We start from the raw sequence: 16,177 nt of genomic DNA, 5'->3' as shown, positions 1-16,177 counted from the left end.
AGGATCATCCTGTCACGCGGCACTCAGCCGCGGGTCTGTCGCGCCACGTCCTGCACGACGTCGACGAGCCGTCCGGTACGGGCGTACACGGCGCGCTGCCGGGCCGCGCCGGTGCCGTGCCGGCGCAGTCCGCCCAGCAGGTCGGACACCTCGGCCCAGTCGCCGTGCCGCTCCAGCGCCGGCCGCAGCCGTTCCACGAAACGGTCCAGCAGCTCCCAGGCGGGACGCAGCTCGCCCGTCGTGACGTCGACCCCGTCGCCCTCCAGGCCGTCGTGCGCGGCCCGCCAGTGCGCGCCGACCAGCAGATGGTGGTCGGTCCGCAGCGCGGGGCGGCCGGCCTCGACGTCGTCCATGGCGGTGGCCACCAGCGCCCGGACCAGCGCGGCGACCAGCACCGCGTCGTCGACCGTCGGGCAGACGTCGCCGATGCGCAGCTCGACCGTCGGGTACTTCGCCGACAGCCGCGCGTACCAGTAGAGCATCCCCTCGTCGAGCATCACCCCGCTGGAGATCAACTGACGGATCAGCCGCTGGTAGTGCTCGTGCGACTCCAGGAAGGGCGTGGGCGCGACCGACGGCCACCGCTCCCACTCCACCGAGCGCCAGCTCGCGTAGCCGGTGTCCTCGCCACGGGAGAACGGCGAGTTGGTGGTGACGGCGTGCAGCGTCGGCAGCCACGGCCGGACGTGGTTGAGCACCTGCACCCCGGTCTCCGGATCGGGGACGCCCACGTGCACGTGCATGCCGTTGTTGCCGGGGCCGGGCACGAGCAGCCGGAACCGTTCGATCATCCGGTCGAAGCGGGGCTTGTCCACGACGGGCGGCACCGGGCCGTCCACCGGGCCGGTGCCGATGGCCAGCAGCCGTACGCCGGCCCGCTCGGCCGCGTCGGCGAGCGCCTTACGGAGTACGCCGAGGGAGTGCCGGATCGACGACAGCTCCAGCCCCGGCGGCGAGCCGATCTCGATCTGGCTGGTCTGGAACTCGCGCTCCACCTGACCGCGCAGCTCGGCCGGTACCTGCTCGAGCACGAGGTCGACGGCGGGCACCGCGGCGCCGGTGTGCGGGTCGACGAGCAGGAACTCCTCCTCGACACCAACGGTGAGCACATCGGTCCCCGTGGTCCCGCCGGGCGCCTCCGCCACCTGCCCCGTCATCGCGCACCACCGTCCGTTTCTGCCGCTCGCGGTCCGTCCGCGTCGGTCGGACGTGTGGTTACCCACGGTGGTAACGCTCGGAAACGTGGTGACGGCACGGCGTCTCCGGCGTGTCGGCCGGACGGCCGGCGATCCGGCCGGAGGGCGTGACACCGGGTCCTATGCTGAGCCCGTGCCGGTGCTGCTGGGATTCCTCTGGGCCACGTGGATGTCCGCGTTCGCCCAGCTCGGCATACTCGCCGACCGTCCGGCCGACCTGCTGGCCGGGGCCGCGCTGACCGCGCTGGTCCTCGTCGTCGCGCTGCTCGCCGCGCACCCGCTCGGCCTGTCCCGCGCACCCGGTGTCGCGCACCGTTGGGCCGGGCTGCGCGCCCGGGCCCGGAGCCGCCGGACGCCCCGCCAGATCGATCCGGACGCCGCCGGCCGACCCCGCCCCCGCGCACCCGGACGCCCCCTCGCCGCGTAGCGACACGTCGCCGCGCGGCCGATCCCACCGTCATCGGTCCTGCGTGCCGTCCGCGACGGCCGAAGGACCCACCGGAATCGGACCGAGGGGTTTCCCATGCTCGCCTTCGCACCACTTTCCACCGTCGTCGGCGTCGCCGGCGGCGCGTTGTCCTGGCTCACCGATCTGCTCGAACCGCTGGCCGGCGGCGCGGCCACCGTCGCCGCCATCGTGCTGCTCACCGTCGCCGTCCGGCTGCTGATCACACCGTTGACCGTCGCGCAGGTCCGCGGGGAGCGACGCCGCGCGGCGCTCGCCCCGCAGGTCCGCGAGCTACAGCAGCGGTACGCCGACGACCCGGCGACCCTCCAGCGCGAGGTGTTCGCGCTGTACCGCTCGGCCGGCGCGAATCCGGTCGCCGGCTGCCTGCCGCTGCTGATCCAGGCGCCGTTCCTGCTGGTCCTGTACCGACTGTTCGCCACCGACGAGGGCGGTACGGGACTGCTCGACGAGCGGTTGGCCGGCGTACCGCTGGGTCACCACCTCGGCGACGGGTTGGCCGGCGCGGCCGGACCGCTCTTCGCCGGTCTGCTGGTCCTGCTGCTGGCACTGGCCTGGTGGTCGTCGCGGAGGGCGCGACGGGCCTCGGCGGCGGTCGGAACGGTGGCCGGTACGCCCACCGAGGGGCCGGGCGCGGCTACGCTCGGTCGGCTGCTGCCCCTGCTGCCGTTCACGACCGTGCTGGTGGCGCTGGTGCTGCCGCTCGCCGCCGTGATCTACCTGGTGACGACGACGGCGTGGTCGGCGCTGGAACAGCTGGTGCTGCGCCGGCCGCAGGCGGCGCCGACACCCGCCGCAGGGCAACAGGTGCCCTGATCGCGGGGAGAACGCGGATCAGCGACCGGCGGTCACCGACCGCCGGTCGTCGCGTTGCCGACGACGGCGGATCTTGCGGACCACCCAGCTGACCACCATGACGACGAAGACCGCGCCGATGGCGTAGTTGAACCAGTCGCTGTACCGCTCGACGTTCTGCCACCGGCTGCCCAGCGCGTAACCGGACCCGACGATGAGGGCGTTCCACACGCCGCTGCCGATCGTGGTGAGCAGGACGAACTCGCCCAGCGGCATCCGGTTGGCCCCGGCCGGAACGGAGACCAGGCTCCGGACCACCGGCACCACCCGGCCGATCAGCACCGCCCAGCGGCCGTGTCGCTCGAACCAGCGGTCGGCCTTCTCCAGGTCGTCGCGGTCCACCAGTGGGATGCGGTCCAGCCAACGCTTGAGGCGTTCCTCGCCGAGTGCCGCGCCGAGCCAGTAGAGCACCAACGCCCCGACCAGCGAGCCGACCGTCGCGGCCACCACGACGAGGACGACGTTGAACTGACCCTCGTGGGCCAGGAAGCCCGCCATCGCGAGCACGATCTCGCTGGGGATCGGCGGGATGATGCTCTCCAACGCGACCAGCAGGGCCACGCCGACCGGACCCATCGCCTCGATGACGGACGCCACCCACCCGGTCAGGCCGGTGAACTCGGAGGGGTCACCAGTCTGGGCGTACGCCATTGGTCATCCTTCCGGAGCGGCCGACGAGGGGATCGGGTTGTCATACCCAATGATCGGGGCGGCACACCTGCGGGTGATCCGCGCCACGACGGGTTCAGCCCTCCGGGTGCAGCGCGGTGTCGGCCGGGCCCTGCCGCCAGCCGGTGAACCTCACCGTGAGGCCGCCACGCGTCGGCGCGCAGCAGAACGGGCCGGCCGTCGCCTCGGCCGCCGGGTCCAGCGGGGCGAGTCGGACCAGCCGCCACGGCGCGTCGGCGACCCGCGCCCGTACGGTCAGCGCGTCACCGGCCCGACTGACCCGTACGGTCACCTCCTGACCCGCCCACCCCGGTACCGGGGCCACCGACCAGTCGGAGAACTCCCGGGTCACCACCGCGCCGAGCTGCGACTCGCCGTCGCTCACCTCGACGCCCGCCTTGATCCACGTCCCCGCGTCCACCCGGACCATGGCGCCGGCCTGGTCGAACTGGGCGGAGAAGTCGAGCACGAAGCTCACCTCCATGGCCGCGCCGACGGGCAGGGGCGCGAGCAGCGCCGGCCCGTTGTCGTGGACGAAGCCGTAGCTGGTGCGCCGCCAGAAGTCGGTCTCCGCCCCGGCCTCGACGACCAGCTCACCGGCGGGGCCCTGCTCGGCGCGCACCGGCGGGTGCAACCACTCGCCCCGGGACCAGTCCAACTCGTCGCTCGGTGGTACGAGGTCGATGTCCATGCCCGGCAGGGTACCGATCGCCGCTCGTCAGGTTTGCCGTGGAGATCAACTGGAGAGTTTTTCGCGGCATGGGTGACCGTTGGTATTCCGAAGCCGTCGTCTACTGCCTCGACATCGACACGTACGCCGACTCCGACGGCGACGGCGTCGGTGACATCCGTGGCCTGATCGGCCGGCTGGACTACCTGGCCCGGCTGGGCGTGACCTGCCTGTGGCTGCACCCGATCCACCCGTCACCCAACCGCGACGACGGGTACGACGTCACCGACTTCTACAACGTGGACCCCCGCTTCGGCACCCTCGGTGACTTCGCCGAGCTGCTGCACCAGGCGCAGAACCGGGGCATCCGCGTGATCATCGACCTGGTGGTCAACCACACCTCCGACGAGCACCCCTGGTTCCAGTCCGCCCGTTCCTCGCCCGACTCGCCGTACCGGGACTGGTTCGTCTGGTCCGACACCGAGCCGGACGACCGCCACCAGGGCATGGTCTTCCCCGGGGAGCAGAAGGAGACGTGGAGCTACGACCGCACCGCGAAGGCGTGGTTCTACCACCGTTTCTACAAGTTCCAGCCGGACCTCAACTTCGCCAACCCGGAGGTCCGGGCCGAGGTCAAGAAGATCATGTCGTTCTGGCTCCAGCTCGGAGTCTCCGGCTTCCGGATGGACGCGGTGCCGTTCATCATCGAGCTGACCGAGCCGGGCAACCCGGACTCCCCGAAGGACTTCGAGTACCTCACCGAGATGCGCCAGCACGTGCAGTGGCGGCGCGGCGACGCCGTCCTGCTCGCCGAGGCGAACGTCGAACCGGACCAGCTCCCGACGTTCTTCGGCGACGCCAGCGGCTCCGGCAACCGCATCCACATGCTCTTCGACTTCATGCTCAACGGCCGGCTCATGCTCGCGCTCGCGCGGCAGGATCCGGAGTCGCTGATCGAGGCGTTGCGGGACACGCCGAAGCTCCCGGTCGGCGGGCAGTGGGCCACCTTCCTGCGCAACCACGACGAGATCGACCTGTCCCGGTTGACGACCGAACAGCGCAACCAGGTGTACGCCGAGTTCGGCCCGGACGAGAACATGCGGATCTACGACCGGGGCATCCGCCGCCGGCTCGCCCCGATGCTCGGCAACGACCGGCGGCGCATCGAGCTGGCGTACGCGTTGCAGTTCTCCCTGCGTGGCACTCCGGTGCTGCGCTACGGCGAGGAGATCGGGATGGGCGAGGACCTGTCGCTGCCCGGTCGGGAGGCGATCCGTACGCCGATGCAGTGGTCGTACAAGCCGAACGCCGGCTTCTCCACGGCGGATGCGGAGAAGCTGGTCCGACCGGTGATCGACAAGGGTGAGTTCGGCTACCAGAACGTCAACGTCACCGCCCAGCGTGGCGACCCGAAGTCGCTGCTCGCCTGGTTCGAGCGCATGATCCGTACCCTTCGGGAAGCCCCCGAGATCGGCTCTGGCTCCACCACCCACATCGACGTGGCGATGCCTCCCGGGGTTTTGGCGCACCGGGCGGACGGGCCGACCGGCACGATGGTCTTCGTGCACAACCTGGGCACCGACGACGTCGAGGTGGACCTGAGCAGCCTCGAACCGGAGGCCGACCTGCCGATCGACGTGCTCACCGACCGTGGCTACGGCGAGCTGGGCAAGCTCGGCGCGGTGAAGGTCTCCGGGTACGGATACCGGTGGATTCGCCTATGCCGGGGCCGGGGGTTCTGAGGCTAAGCTCCTCCGATCACCCCAAAGTTACTCGGAGGTAATCATGTCGGAGGAGCAGCGCGTCGCCATCGTCACCGGAGCCGCACGCGGTATCGGCGCCGCCACCGCCCGACGGCTGGCCGCTGACGGGATGGCCGTCGCCGTGGTCGACATCGACGAGGCCGCCACCAAGGAGACGGTGGACGCCATCGCGGGCGCGGGCGGTCGTGCCCTCGGCGTGGGTGCCGACGTGTCCGACCGCGACCAGGTCGAGGCCGCGGTCGAGCGGGTCGCCGCCGAACTGGGCGCGCCCACCGTGCTGGTCAACAACGCCGGCGTGCTCCGCGACAACCTGCTGTTCAAGATGACCAACGCCGACTGGGACACGGTCATGGGCGTACACCTGCGCGGGGCGTTCCTGTTCAGTCAAGCCGCCCAGAAGCACATGGTGGACCGCAAGTGGGGGCGGATCGTCAACCTGTCCAGCACCTCCGCCCTGGGCAACCGGGGGCAGGCGAACTACGCTGCCGCCAAGGCGGGCCTCCAGGGCTTCACCAAGACGCTCGCCATCGAGCTGGGGCCGTTCGGGGTGACCGTCAACGCCGTCGCGCCCGGCTTCATCGTCACCGACATGACGGCGGCCACCGCCGCCCGCATAAAGGTCGACTTCGAGGACCTCCAGAAGCACGCCGCCGCCGAGATTCCGGTACGCCGACCGGGACGCCCCGAGGACGTCGCCCACACCATCTCGTTCCTGACCAGCGAGGGCGCCGGCTTCGTCTCCGGTCAGGTCATCTACGTCGCCGGTGGCCCACGGGCCTGAGCGGTGTCGCCCCGTTCCGCGGCCCGGTCGGTCAGGCCGGGTCGCGGCGGGTGCGCCAGAGCCAGAACAGGCCCAGCACCGGCAGGACGAGCGGGATGTAGCCGTACCCGCTCCCGAACTGCGACCACACCGTCTCGTCGGGGAACAGCGCCTTGTCGACCAGGCTCAGGATGCCGACCACGACGACACCGACCAACTCCACCGAGCAGCACGCCAGCGCCACCTGCCGACCGGTGTGCCCGGCGCGGGCCAGACCCACCGCGGCCACGATGTAGATGAGCGCGGCCAGGGCGGAGAGCAGGTACGCCACCGGCGCCTCGTCGAACTTGGTGGCGATCTGTAGGCCCGCCCGACTCGTCGCCGCGATGGCGAAGAGCAGGTATACCGCGATCAACAGACGGCCGGGGCCGGAGTTCGTGCGTTGTCGGGCCGGTCGTGTCTCAACCACCGAGCACCTCCCAGGTCTGCTGCAACCGCACCACCACGACCGGCGTCACCAGACAGACCGCGCAGACGATCGCCGACCCCCACCGGGTCGGTTCCATCCGGGCCAGCACCCAGGCCAGCGGCGGCAGGCAGACCAGCGTGACCAGGTAGCCGAAGAACGCGCCGGGCTCGCCCGGCCGGTCGCCGCCGCCGACCGCCACCAGGGCCAGCACACCCAGAGCGAGCAACCCAAACTCGAGTACGGCCAGACCGGCGAACTGCACCCGGTCCGGCGGCCGGTGGCGTACCGCCGCGACCAGCGCCCACACGGCGACGAGCAGCGACAGCACGATCGACACCGTCGCGAGGAGCCCGTCCACCGGCGAGCCGGCCGCCGCGCTGGTCATCGGGCCCACCCGGTCGTCGCCTCGGTCACCAGCACAGCCTACTAACCGTCGTAGTAAGCAGCTCACGCTCCCCGCCCGCCACGCCCCCGGTGCCGCCGGCCGGCCGGGGCAGGTCCACCTCGCGTCCTTTGCTCTGCTTCAACGAAGGAGACAGTCGGTGTCCGATTATCGGACGTCCGGTGTTTCCTGGGTTGAAGCAGAGCAAAGGACGACGACACCCCTACCGTCGCCGCCCGGCCGACGAGACACCACGAGTGAGTCGGGCGTCGGCCGGCGAACCACCAGACCCTCTGGTTGGCGACCCGCCATCGGCGTGGCCAGTACGGCGACTAGCGTGGACTCGGTCCGTGGCGTCGCCACGGTGGGGGGAAACAGCGGAGGTACACGTGCTGCGGTTCGGCTTGTTCGGCACCGGTCACTGGGCGATCGAGACGCACGGGAAGGCGCTGCACGCACACCCGGACGCGGAACTCGTCGGCGTGTGGGGGCGTAACCCGGAGCGGGCTTCCGCGCTGGCCGAGCGGTACGGCGTGCCCGCGTACGCCGACGTCGACGCCCTCATCGAGCAGTGCGAGGCCGTCGCCGTCGCGCTGCCGCCGGACGTCCAGGCCGACATCGCGGTCCGCGCCGCCACCGCAGGCCGGCACCTGCTGCTGGACAAGCCGCTGGCGCTCAGCGTGGACGACGCCGACCGCGTGGTCGCCGCCGCCGAGGCGTCGGGAGTGGCCTCCGTGGTGTTCTTCACCCAGCGGTTCCAGCCGAACGTCACCGCGTTCCTCGCGTCGACCGCCGCCGCCGGTGGCTGGCAGCACGGCCGCACCACGGCCTTCGCGTCGATCTTCCAGGACGGCAGCCCGTACGGCGGCTCGCTGTGGCGCCGCGAGCACGGCGCGCTCTGGGACATCGCCCCGCACGCGCTCTCGATCCTCCTGCCCGTGCTGGGGAAGGTGACCCAGGTGGCCGCGATGGACGGACCGAGCGGGATGGTGCACCTGCTGCTCACCCACGAGGGCGGTGCGACCAGCAGCGCCTCGCTCTCCCTCGACTCGCCGACCGAGGCGATGACCCGGGAGTTCGTGTTCTACGGCGAGAACGGCATCGAGACTGTGCCGCACGGCGAGAACGACGCCGCGACGGCGTTCGGTGTGGCGATCGACCAGCTGGTCGAGCAGGTCCGGACCGGCGCCCGCGACCACCGCTGCGACGTCCGCTTCGGCCGTGAGGTGGTCACGATCATCGCCGCCGCCGAGTCGGCCCGCCAACAGTCCCGCACGATCCCCCTCCCGTAACCCACCCTTTCCCCGCTGGCCCGCCCCTGCCCCCGCTTCACCTCGTTGATCATGAAGTTATTGCTGCGACACGCCGGCCCGAGTGGCAATAACTTCATGATCAACGGGACCTGGGTGGGGGGGTTAGGTGGGGGTTGTCAGGGCCTCGGTCAGTTCTTCGGGGGTGTCGAACTGTTCGGGTTGTAGTGCCTGGAGCAGGTGCAACATTGCTGTGCTGGCGCCGTTCTCCTGGGCCCAGCGGACGAGGTCCTCGCGGGAGACCGGGTAGTCGAGCCCGGCCAGGTACTCCTGCAACTGCACGCCTGACACGGTCATGTCGGTTGGCTACCCGGTCGTCTCAGGCGTACACGCTAGCGGCGTGTCGGCTCGCGACGCGCCGACGGTTTGTCGGCGCGACCGCCGGGTAGCCGCTGCCATGCTGGTTCAGCGGCTCGGCGCGCCGAGCGACTTCGACCCGTTGCTGGAGCGCGTCCGGGACGCCCGGGTGGTGATGATCGGCGAGTCCACGCACGGCAGTTACGACTACTACCGGCTACGTGAGCAGTTGACCCGTCGGCTGATCGCGGAGTGCGGCTTCTCGTTCGTGGCCGTGGAGGGCGACTGGCCGGACTGCGACCGGGTGCACCGCTCGGTCACCGCCGCGCCCGATGGCGCCCACGATCCGCAGAGCGCGCTGGAACGCTTCGAGCGGTGGCCGACCTGGATGTGGGCCAACGCCGAGGTGGCGCGCTTCTGCCGGTGGCTGCGGGCGTGGAACCTGGAACGGCCGGAGGGTGAGCGGACCGGGTTCCACGGGCTCGACGTCTACAGCCTCTGGGAGTCGATGCAGGCGATCTTCGACTACCTGGGCGAGGAGGATCCGACCTCGCTGGAGGCGGCGCAGGACGCGTACCGGTGCTTCGAGCCGTACGGCAAGCGGGTCGAGGAGTACGGCGCGGCCAGCCGGTTCGTCTCCGCCCGGTGCGAGGAGGAGGTGGTCCGGCTGTTGGCGCGTACCCGGGAACAGGCCATGTCGGACGGCCCGGACCGCTTCTCGGCCTGGCAGAACGCGGAGGTGGTGGCCGGCGCGGAGCGCTACTACCGGGCCATGGTGGCCGGCGGCCCGGACTCGTGGAACATCCGCGACACCCACATGCAGGACACTCTGGATCGGCTGCTGCACCGCTACGGCCCGGACGCCCGAGGGATCGTCTGGGCGCACAACACGCATGTGGGGGACGCGCGGGCCACCGACATGGCCGCGGACGGAATGGTCAACATTGGTCAGTTGGCCCGCGAGCGGCACGGCGACGACGCGGTGGCGCTGATCGGGTTCGGCACCTACCGGGGCACGGTCATCGCGGCGCCCCGCTGGGGCTCGCCGTCGGAGGCGATGGTGGTGCCGCCGGCGCGGGAGGGCTCGGTGGAGCGGCGGTTGCACGAGCTGATGCCCGAGCGGGCGGTGCTCGTCTTCGGCGGCGACGATCAGCCGGGCTGGGTCACCGAGCAGGCGGACCACCGGGCGATCGGGGTGGTGTACGACCCGTCCTTCGAGTCCTGGGGCAACTACGTGCCGACGCGCCTGGGCGCGCGCTACGACGCGCTCATCTGGTGCGACGAGACGACAGCCCTGCACCCGCTGGCGGTCCCGGCCGTGCCGGGCGAGATGGAGACGTACCCGGCCGGGGTGTGACAGGTACCAAGAAAGGTGCGGTGCCCGGGTCGGGCACCGCACCTTCGTCGGTGGTCGGGACGGTCAGACGCGGGTCGGGGTCTGGGTCTGGGTCGTCAGGTGGTCGCGCAGGCCTTCGCCCTCGATGTCGACGTTCGGCAGGGCGCGGGACAGCCAGCGGGGCAGCCACCAGGCGCGGTCACCGAGCAGGGACATCACGGCCGGCACGATGGTCATGCGGACCACGAAGGCGTCGATCGCCACGCCGATGGCGAGCGCGAAGCCCATCGACTTGATCACCGGGTCGTCGAGGAAGACGAAGCCCCCGAACACCGACATCATGATCAGCGCGGCGGCGGTCACCACCCGGGCGCCGTGCCCCATGCCGCTGATCGTGGCCTCCCGGGCGCTCTCACCGTGCACGAAGTCTTCCCGCATCCGGGACACCAGGAACACCTCGTAGTCCATGGCGAGCCCGAACAGGATGCCGATGAGCAGGATCGGCAGGAAGCTGATCAGCGGGCCGGGCGTGTCCAGGCCGACCAGGTCGGCGAGGTGCCCCTGCTGGAACACCGCCACCGTGATGCCGAACGTGGCGGCGACGGTGAGCAGGAAGCCCAGCGCGGCCTTGATCGGCACCAGCAGGGAACGGAACACCAGCATCAGCAGCAGGACCGACAGCCCGACCACCAGCAGCAGGTAGACCGGCAGCGCGTCGGAGAGCTTCTCGGAGACGTCGATGCCGATCGCGGTGACGCCGGTGAGCAGCACGTCCGCGCCTTGGATGCCGCTCACCGAGTCGCGGATGTCGTGCACCAGCGTCTCGGTGGCCTCGTCGGTCGGGCCGGTCTTGGGTACCACACCCAGCAGCGCCGTCCGACCGTCGGGGCTGAGCTGCGGCGGCGCCACCGCGAGGACGTTCTCGGTGCGTTGCAGCAGCGCGGTGACCTGCGGCACGGCGGCCCCGGTCGCCTGGGCGTCGTCGCCGGCGACGACCACCGCGAGCCGGCCGGTGAAGCCCGGACCGAAGCCCTCGACGGTCAGGTCGTTCGCCACCCGGGCGGGAGAGCCGACGGCGGCCGTCGCCGCGCCCGGCAACGCCAGCCGCATGTCCGGCGTGGGCAGCGCGAGCAGCCCGAGGCCGAGCAGCCCGACCAGGATGACGGGTACGCGGAAACGGGTGATGAACCGGGCCCAGCGGAAGCCGAACGCGGACCGGTCCTCGGTCGGGGCAGGCCGGTCGACGTCTGCGTCGGCGTTCGGCGTGCCGTCGTTGGCGAGCGCCCGCAGCCGGCGGGGGAGCACCCGGCGACCGGCGAAGCCGAGCAGCGCCGGCTGGAGGGTGATGGCGACGAGGACGGCCACGGTGACGGTGCCGGCGGCGGCGAGACCCATCACGGTGAGGAACGGGATGTCCACCACGGCCAGCCCGGCGAGCGCGATGACGACGGTGGCGCCCGCGAAGACGACGGCGGAGCCGGCGGTGCCCACGGCCCGGCCGACCGCCTCGTCCGGCGGCAGGCCATCGAGCAGGTTCTGCCGGTGCCGGGAGGTGATGAACAGCGAGTAGTCGATGCCCACGGCGAGGCCGAGCATCAGCGCGAGGATCGGCGCCGTGCTGGTCAACTCGATGACGCCGCTCAGCGCGAACAGACCGGCCATGCCGACGCCCACGCCGATCAGCGCGTTGAGCATGGTCATTCCGGCGGCCACCAGCGAGCCGAACGTGATGATCAGAACGATCGCGGCGACCAGGACGCCGAGCGCCTCGGTAGAGCCGACCTCCGGCTCCCCGCCCAGCACCTCACCGCCCGGGGCGACCTGCCAGCCCTTCGCCTTGGCTGCCGCGCCGACCTCCTCGTACGCGGTCTTCTGCTCGTCGGTCACCTCGTCCGCCCCGGTGGCGAACTGGACCTGGACCAGCGCGTACCGCCCGTTGGGCGAGACGGCGCCGACCTGGAGCGGGTTGACCGCGCCGACGACGCCGGGCAGCGTCCCGGCCTGCTGGACCAGTTCCTGCACCACGGCCTGGCCCTCCGGGCTGGCCAGTTGGCCGTCCCCCGGCGCCTTGAGCGTGATCGTGCCCGTGGCGCCGCTGGCCGCGGGGAACTGCTCGGCGAGCAGGTCGAGCGCGCGCTGGCTCTCGGTTCCGGGCATGGTGAAGTTGCTCGCCGTCGGGCCGCGCAGGGTCGCCGCGGCCAGACCGGCGCCGACGAGTACGACGAGCCAGAGCGCGACGACGAGCCGTCGCCGGCGCAACGCGCCCCGGCCGAGCCGGTAGAGCAGGGTGGCCATCAGGAGTCCTTGTCCTCGGTCGTGGGTGGTTGGGGCAGGGGTGTCCCGACGGGTTCGACGGCCCGCCGGACGAGGGTGAGCAGGGCGGGACGCAGTTCGTCGTCGGGTACGTCGACGAACTCGGCGCAGGCCTCGGAGATGCCGGCCAGCAGCACCAGCGCGGCGATCCGGGCGCCCGGGCGGTCGGAGTGGCCGGCCAGCGCGTCGCGGAGCCGTTCGGAGATCTGCTGGATGTGGGCGAAGGCCGGCTGGCACAGCAGCTCCGGGAACTCGCCGCGCAGGACGGCGATCTCCCGCCGGAACCGGACCGCGAGGTCGACGAAGCCGACTGCGGCGACCTCCTGCGCGGCCGCGCCGGTCAACCCGCTGAGCTGGTCGTCGAGGTCGGTGAGCACCGTGATGGCCGGTGCCATCAGCTCGGCGAGCAACGCTTCCTTGTTGGCGAAGTGGTACAGCACGGTGGCCTTGGAGCAGCCGACCTCACGGGCGATGTCCTGCAACGAGGTGCCCCGGTAGCCGGTCACCGCGAACCGTCGCGCCGCCGCGGCGAGGATCTCGCCGTGCGTCTCGGACACCGCTCTGGCCATCACCGGTCCACCTCCGTGAACCAGCATGCCTGACCGATCGGTCAGACCCTGACCGATCGGTCAGACGAACCGGGTGGCGTTCCCCACACCCGTTTTCTGTTTCAGTCCGCGTGCTCCGCGTCGTACCTGGTACGCGCCTCGGCGATGGCCCGACGGTGGCGCTCGGCCCAGCTCGTGAGGGCCACCAGCGACTCGTACAGCTCCAGGGCCATCGGAGTGGCCACGTACTCGACCTTGGGTGGCACGGTCGGATAGACGGTGCGATGCAGCAGGCCGTCGCGTTCCAGGTTGCGCAGGGTCAGCGTGAGCATCCGGCGGCTGATGCCCTCGATGTGCCGCTCCAGCTCGGTGAAGCGCACCGGGCCGTGCGAGGCCGCCACCAGGATGCCGATGCTCCACTTGCCGCCGACCCGGTCGAGCACCTCGCGGACGGTGCACGCCCGGGCCTGTCCCGGAGTGAAGGGCACGTTCCCGGGCGAGCAGGTCAGCTCGGCCTCCACCAGGGCGGACACATCGCTGTTCCTCTGGGACACAACAGTGCCTCCTTCCGCTCCCGCCCATGGTCACAGACGATGGCGTCGGTAACAAACCGTGCACCAAGGAGGGTTCCGTGGACCGAGTCACCCCGTCCCGCTGGCCGGCGCTGCTGGTGCTCTGCGCCGGCAGCCTGATGATCATTCTGGATGGCAGTGTCGTGTCGGTGGCCCTACCCGCCGTGCAACGCGACCTGGGCTTCACGGCCGCCGGCCTGGCCTGGGTGGTCAACGCCTACCTGGTGGCGTTCGGCGGGCTGCTGCTGCTCGCCGGGCGTCTCGGCGACCTGCTCGGCCGACGCCGGGTCTTCCTGGCCGGCGTCGTGCTGTTCACCGTGGCCTCCGCGGCCTGCGCGACGGCCGGCGGGCCGGCCCTGCTCGTCGGCGCGCGGTTCGGCCAGGGCGTCGGCGGGGCGCTGGCCATGGCGGTCAGCCTCGGCATGATCGTCCGGCTCTACCCCGAGCCGGCCGAGCGGGCCCGCGCCATCGCCGTCTACAGCTTCACCGGAGCGGCCGGGGCGTCCGTCGGCACGGTGGCCGGGGGAGTGCTGACCGAGCTGGCCGGCTGGCGCTCGATCTTCCTGGTGAACCTCCCGATCGGGGCGGCGATCCTGCTCGCCGCCGTCCGCCGGCTCCCCGCCGAGCGGGGCATCGGTCTGCGGGCCGGCCTCGACGTGCCGGGCGCGCTGCTCGCCACCGCCGGCCTGATGGCGGCCGTGCTGGGCATCGTGGGTACGGGTGAGCACGGCTGGACCAGCCCGCGCACGCTCGGCGCGGTGGCGCTCGCCGTGCTGCTGCTCGGTGGCTTCGCGGTACGCCAGCGCGTGGCGTCCACCCCGCTGCTGCCGCCCCGGCTGTTGCGCGTACCCGGCCTGCTCGCGGCGAACGCCGTGCAGTTCCTCATGGTGGCCGCGTTCTTCGGCTTCCAGTTCCTGCTCGCCGTGGAGCTGCAACTGGTGCTCGGGCTGGACGCGGCGGCGACCGGCTGGGCGTTCCTGCCCACCCCGGTGGTGATCGCGGTGGTGTCGCTCGGCCTGGCGGGCCGGTTGATCGCCCGCTGGAGTGCCCGAACCGTGCTGGTGACCGGGCTCGCTCTGGCAGTCGTCGGCTTCCTGCTGCTCGCCCGGCTGTCCGCCGACGGTGGCTACGTCGCCGACGTACTCCCGGCGATGTTGATCTTTGGGGTGGCCGGCGGCCTGACCCTGCCGGCGGTCACCACGCTGGCGATGGCCGGCGCGACCGACGCCGACGCCGGGCTCGCCTCCGGTCTGGCCAACACGACGCAGCAGGTCGGGGGAGCGGTCGGCCTGGCGGCGCTGGCGACCCTGGCGGCGGCCCGCAGCGACGGCCTGCGTGCCGCCGGTCAGGCCGAGCCGGTCGCGCTGGCCGGCGGCTACCGGGTCGCGTTCGTCGTGGCCGCCGCCCTGGTGCTCGCCGCGCTGCTGGTGGCGCTCGGCACGCTGCCACGTCGGCCGGCCGGCGGGTCGGCGGCTGCCGGCGAACCGCTCGACGCCGGCGGGTCGCTCGACGGCGACGCACGGTCCGCGGCGCGGGGGTGATCGTTCGGGGTCGAACCGCCGCGTCCGGTTGACCGAGGACGCCGAGGCCGCGAGGGTGATCGGGTGAGTGAGGCTGACGAGACCCGCGACGGTGTGGCCCTGACCAACCTGGACCAGCCGCTGTCCGACCGTGACGACGCGACCAAGCGCGACCTCGTCGACTACCTCGACGCGGTCCGGGAGCCGATCCTCGGGGAGCTCCGCGACCGGCCGCTCTCGGTGATCCGGGTCCGCCCCGGCCAGCCGCCGTTCATGCAGAAGAACCTGCCCCGCTACACCCCGGACTGGGTACGCCGCACGCCGGTGTGGGCCGAGGCGTCGCACCGGGAGATCTCGTACGCCCTCTGCGACGACCGCCGCACCCTGCTCTGGTTCGCCAACCAGCGGGCGGTCGAGTACCACCCGACCCTGGCCACGGCCGCCGACCTGCACCGACCGACCCATCTGGTGCTCGATCTGGACCCGCCCGAGGGCGACAGGTTCCGCGCGGCGGTCGACGCGGCCCTGCTGGTCCGCCAGGCGCTCGCCGACGCCGGTCTGGTCGGAGCGGTCAAGACCAGCGGCGCCAAGGGCGTGCACGTCTTCGTCCCGGTCACTGGCGACGCCACCGCCGAGGAGCTGGCCGCCGCCACCAGGGCGCTCGCCGTCCGCGCCGAACGGCTCGACCCGGCGCTCGCCACCACGGCGTACATCCGCGAGGACCGGGGCGGGAAGGTCTTCGTCGACGCCACGCGCTCGGGCGGGGCGACGGTCGTGGCCGCGTACAGCCCGCGACTGCGGCCGGGGATGCCGGTGTCCTTCCCGGTCGACTGGGCCGACCTGACCGAGGTGCGCCCGGCGGACTTCACCATCCGTACGGTTCCGGCCCTGCTCGCCGGGACCGACCCGTGGGTCGCGCTGCTGCCGGAACCCCAGCAGATCCCCGCCGACCTGGTCACCGAGGGCCGCACCATCCCGGTCGCCCGCGTGCAGGCCATGCACGAGGGCAAGCGCCGGGCCCGCGCCCGCCGCGAAACCACCTGAGGTACGC

The 16,177-nt window shown here is 72.0% G+C and carries 17 protein-coding genes; 8 read left to right on the top strand and 9 right to left on the bottom strand.

Going from position 1 to position 16,177, the window contains the following annotated elements; translation table 11 throughout:
- Positions 1-23: 23 nt before the first annotated feature.
- Entirely contained in the window at positions 24-1,157 is a 1,134-nt protein-coding gene (locus ACQPZK_RS26240) for a carboxylate-amine ligase (RefSeq protein WP_433535497.1), read from the bottom strand.
- A gap of 172 nt (positions 1,158-1,329) precedes the next feature.
- Between ACQPZK_RS26240 and ACQPZK_RS26235 the strand changes: the two genes are divergently transcribed.
- Positions 1,330-1,623 carry a DUF6412 domain-containing protein gene (locus ACQPZK_RS26235; RefSeq protein WP_433535496.1) on the top strand — a complete coding sequence of 98 codons (294 nt, stop codon included), beginning with the start codon at positions 1,330-1,332 and terminating at the stop codon, positions 1,621-1,623.
- Positions 1,624-1,719: 96 nt separating this feature from the next.
- Positions 1,720-2,478, top strand: coding sequence for a YidC/Oxa1 family membrane protein insertase (locus ACQPZK_RS26230; RefSeq protein WP_433535495.1), 759 nt, complete (start codon positions 1,720-1,722; stop codon positions 2,476-2,478).
- An 18-nt stretch (positions 2,479-2,496) separates the two neighbouring features.
- On the opposite strand, the gene ACQPZK_RS26225 is transcribed toward ACQPZK_RS26230, so the two are convergent.
- Both ACQPZK_RS26225 and ACQPZK_RS26220 read right to left on the bottom strand, forming a co-directional pair.
- Positions 2,497-3,168: a DedA family protein gene (locus tag ACQPZK_RS26225; RefSeq protein ID WP_433535494.1), complete on the bottom strand. Its 672-nt coding sequence runs from the start codon at positions 3,166-3,168 to the stop codon at positions 2,497-2,499.
- A gap of 94 nt (positions 3,169-3,262) precedes the next feature.
- Positions 3,263-3,877, bottom strand: coding sequence for a DUF1349 domain-containing protein (locus ACQPZK_RS26220; protein WP_433535493.1), 615 nt, complete (start codon positions 3,875-3,877; stop codon positions 3,263-3,265).
- Between the two features lie 68 nt (positions 3,878-3,945).
- Here ACQPZK_RS26220 and ACQPZK_RS26215 point away from each other — a divergent pair, with 68 nt between their 5' ends.
- Together ACQPZK_RS26215 and fabG are read left to right on the top strand one after the other, a co-directional pair.
- Complete coding sequence (locus ACQPZK_RS26215; protein ID WP_433535492.1) at positions 3,946-5,598, top strand: alpha-amylase family protein; 1,653 nt, start codon at positions 3,946-3,948, stop codon at positions 5,596-5,598.
- Positions 5,599-5,641: 43 nt separating this feature from the next.
- The gene (fabG, locus tag ACQPZK_RS26210; protein ID WP_433535491.1) at positions 5,642-6,400 is read left to right on the top strand and encodes a 3-oxoacyl-ACP reductase FabG; all 759 of its coding nucleotides are present in this window, start codon (positions 5,642-5,644) and stop codon (positions 6,398-6,400) included.
- Positions 6,401-6,431: 31 nt separating this feature from the next.
- On the opposite strand, the gene ACQPZK_RS26205 is transcribed toward fabG, so the two are convergent.
- Both ACQPZK_RS26205 and ACQPZK_RS26200 read right to left on the bottom strand, forming a co-directional pair.
- Complete coding sequence (locus tag ACQPZK_RS26205) at positions 6,432-6,848, bottom strand: hypothetical protein (protein WP_433535490.1); 417 nt, start codon at positions 6,846-6,848, stop codon at positions 6,432-6,434.
- Positions 6,841-7,233 (bottom strand): hypothetical protein, encoded by a 393-nt coding sequence (locus tag ACQPZK_RS26200; RefSeq protein ID WP_433535489.1) that lies wholly within the window; start codon positions 7,231-7,233, stop codon positions 6,841-6,843. Before ACQPZK_RS26200 ends, ACQPZK_RS26205 begins: the two co-directional genes overlap by 8 nt.
- 386 nt (positions 7,234-7,619) lie before the next feature.
- On the opposite strand from ACQPZK_RS26200, the gene ACQPZK_RS26195 reads away from it, so the two are divergent.
- Positions 7,620-8,522, top strand: coding sequence for a Gfo/Idh/MocA family protein (locus ACQPZK_RS26195; RefSeq protein ID WP_433535488.1), 903 nt, complete (start codon positions 7,620-7,622; stop codon positions 8,520-8,522).
- Between the two features lie 123 nt (positions 8,523-8,645).
- Here ACQPZK_RS26195 and ACQPZK_RS26190 read toward each other — a convergent pair whose 3' ends face one another.
- A complete protein-coding gene (locus ACQPZK_RS26190) occupies positions 8,646-8,837 on the bottom strand; it encodes a DUF2795 domain-containing protein (RefSeq protein WP_433535487.1) in 192 nt (63 codons plus the stop codon).
- 100 nt (positions 8,838-8,937) lie between these two features.
- Here ACQPZK_RS26190 and ACQPZK_RS26185 point away from each other — a divergent pair, with 100 nt between their 5' ends.
- A complete protein-coding gene (locus tag ACQPZK_RS26185; RefSeq protein ID WP_433535486.1) occupies positions 8,938-10,194 on the top strand; it encodes an erythromycin esterase family protein in 1,257 nt (418 codons plus the stop codon).
- Between the two features lie 63 nt (positions 10,195-10,257).
- Here the strand turns inward: ACQPZK_RS26185 and ACQPZK_RS26180 are convergent, their stop codons facing one another.
- The 3 genes from ACQPZK_RS26180 to ACQPZK_RS26170 all read right to left on the bottom strand — a co-directional run bounded on the left by ACQPZK_RS26180 (position 10,258) and on the right by ACQPZK_RS26170 (position 13,543).
- Entirely contained in the window at positions 10,258-12,468 is a 2,211-nt protein-coding gene (locus tag ACQPZK_RS26180) for an MMPL family transporter (RefSeq protein WP_433535485.1), read from the bottom strand.
- Positions 12,468-13,055 carry a TetR/AcrR family transcriptional regulator gene (locus ACQPZK_RS26175; protein WP_433535484.1) on the bottom strand — a complete coding sequence of 196 codons (588 nt, stop codon included), beginning with the start codon at positions 13,053-13,055 and terminating at the stop codon, positions 12,468-12,470. The genes ACQPZK_RS26180 and ACQPZK_RS26175 overlap by 1 nt, the downstream gene beginning before the upstream one ends.
- Before the next feature lie 101 nt (positions 13,056-13,156).
- Entirely contained in the window at positions 13,157-13,543 is a 387-nt protein-coding gene (locus ACQPZK_RS26170; protein WP_355052881.1) for a winged helix-turn-helix transcriptional regulator, read from the bottom strand.
- Positions 13,544-13,665: 122 nt separating this feature from the next.
- Here ACQPZK_RS26170 and ACQPZK_RS26165 point away from each other — a divergent pair, with 122 nt between their 5' ends.
- Both ACQPZK_RS26165 and ACQPZK_RS26160 read left to right on the top strand, forming a co-directional pair.
- On the top strand, positions 13,666-15,147 hold the full coding sequence (locus tag ACQPZK_RS26165) for an MFS transporter (RefSeq protein ID WP_433535483.1): 1,482 nt from the start codon (positions 13,666-13,668) through the stop codon (positions 15,145-15,147).
- Between the two features lie 63 nt (positions 15,148-15,210).
- Positions 15,211-16,170 carry a DNA polymerase domain-containing protein gene (locus ACQPZK_RS26160; protein ID WP_433535482.1) on the top strand — a complete coding sequence of 320 codons (960 nt, stop codon included), beginning with the start codon at positions 15,211-15,213 and terminating at the stop codon, positions 16,168-16,170.
- Positions 16,171-16,177 lie beyond the last annotated feature (7 nt).

Origin of the sequence: Micromonospora sp. CA-249363 (assembly GCF_050950185.1) — a bacterium.
Classification (GTDB): Bacteria; Actinomycetota; Actinomycetes; order Mycobacteriales; family Micromonosporaceae; genus Micromonospora.
This window is presented reverse-complemented; position numbering and strand designations above follow the sequence as displayed.